Annotated in this window: 2 protein-coding genes and 1 pseudogene; all 3 read right to left on the bottom strand. The window is 75.7% G+C overall.

The features are described 5' to 3' along the window. Positions 1-753 (bottom strand): annotated as a pseudogene (locus L0B03_RS17285) (transporter); the annotation flags it as partial. Beyond that, positions 729-1,514 (bottom strand): ABC transporter ATP-binding protein, encoded by a 786-nt coding sequence (locus L0B03_RS17290; RefSeq protein ID WP_374205021.1) that lies wholly within the window; start codon positions 1,512-1,514, stop codon positions 729-731. The pseudogene L0B03_RS17285 and the gene L0B03_RS17290, both read right to left, overlap by 25 nt. Positions 1,515-1,578: 64 nt before the next feature. Next, positions 1,579-1,872: hypothetical protein (locus L0B03_RS17295; RefSeq protein WP_250448179.1), on the bottom strand; the 294-nt coding region annotated here is incomplete at its 5' end.

Here is a 1,872-nt window from a genome sequence, read left to right on the forward strand (position 1 = left end):
GAGCACCACGGTGCCCACCGCGACGACAACCCGTCCGAGGGCGGCGAGCTCGTCGCCGTCGGCCAGGGCCGCCGGGGCCGCCCACACCGCGCCGAACGGGGTCCAGCTCAGCACCGCCGCGACCGCCGGCACGCGCTCGAGGGCACCCTCCAGGCCGAGGGCGGCGACGCCGATCACCACCGGCACGGCGAACCCGGCCACGAGCACCCCACCGACCGCGCTGATCTCGCGCGACCGGCGAGAGCCGAGCACCCGAGCCGCGAGCCCCGTGCTCAGCCTCGAGGCGAGCACGCAGGTGAGGCCGGCCACGGGGACCAGGACCAGGGCGAGCACGGCGGGCAGCACGCCGAGCTCACGACCCGGGCCGAGCCAGGCCAGCGCCGGGGCCGCGCTCCCGAGGAAGGTCATGAAGGTCGGCACCCCGAGCAGGGCGGCCACCAGGAGTCCGGGCACCAGTCGCCGGGCCCGCAGCCCGAAGGTCACGAAGCGGCCGATGTCGAGGGAGTCGTCCAGGCCCGGGACCAGGAGGGGCACCACGGCCCACCCCAGCACCAGGACGGTGCCCGCGAGCACGAGGACGTCGTGCACCACCTCGACCGGCTGACGGGACAGCCACACCGTCCCGCCCAGCACGGAGGGGAGGAATGCCAGGGCCCACAGCACCCCCATCACCAGCACGACGACGCGCCACCGCTCGCGCCGCAGGGTGTGCAGCAGCAGGCGCAGCCTCAGTCGGAGGAGGGTCGCAACCACGTCAGCTCCGCGTGCTCGAGGCCGCCGCCCAGCAGCCCGACGAATCGCTCCTCGAGGTCCTTGCCGCCGCGCACCTCGTCGACGGTCCCGGCCGCGAGCACCCGACCCCCCGCGACCACCGCCACGTGGTCGCACAGCCGCTCGACCAGGGCCATCACGTGGCTCGAGAGCACGACCGTCCCGCCCGCCTCGACGAAGCGCTGCAGGATCGCCCGGATCGCCCCCGCCGAGACGGGGTCCACCGCCTCGAAGGGCTCGTCGAGGACGAGGAGGCGCGGGGCGTGCACGAGGGCGCAGGCGAGGGCGACCTTCTTGGTCATCCCCGCCGAGTAGTCCGCGACGAGGGTCGAGCCCGCGCCGAGGAGGTCGAGGGCCTGCAGCAGGTCGTCGCGGCGCTCGGCCACGACCTCCCGGTCCATCCCGCGCAGCATCCCCGCGTAGCTGATGAGCTCGGCGCCGGTCAGCCGGTCGAAGAGCCGGAGCCCGTCGGGCAGCACCCCGAGCAGGGCCGAGGCCGCACCCCGCGGTCGGCTCCACACGTCGACCCCGTGGACCAGGACCGAGCCCTCGTCGGGGACCAGCAGGCCGGTGGCCATCGACAGGGTGGTCGTCTTGCCAGCGCCGTTGGGGCCGACCACGCCGTAGAAGGAGCCCGCCGGGATGTCCAGGTCGAGGCCCGCGACGGCGACCGTGGTGCCGAACCTCTTGACCAGTCCGCGCATCGACAGGGCCGGAGCCGGATCAGGGTCGGGGGCGGTCACCACGCCACCCTACGGTCCGGTCGGTGCGCGCTCGGTCTGGGACCCTGACCGCCACCCGTCCGGCCTAGGGCTCAGCGTCACCCCCGGACGGTCCGACGTGCCGGGCCGCCCCGCCCTGCGAGCGGCGACGCAGCAGCAGCGCCGCGGCCCCCAGGGCCAGCGCACCCAGCGCACCGAGACCGAGGGCTACCGGCCCGGGAACGCCGGTCGCCGCACGCTCGGCCTCGGCCCGGGCGACGAAGGTGGGTGTCGGGGTGGGGGTGGGCGTCGGTGCGGGGACGGCGAGCGCGGTGGGTGTCGGGGTGGGGGTGGGCGTGGGGGTGGGACTGGGTGTCGGAGTGGGGAAGTCGGAGGCCAA

Source organism: Actinotalea sp. C106 (assembly GCF_023630195.1).
Taxonomy (GTDB): Bacteria; Actinomycetota; Actinomycetes; order Actinomycetales; family Cellulomonadaceae; genus Actinotalea.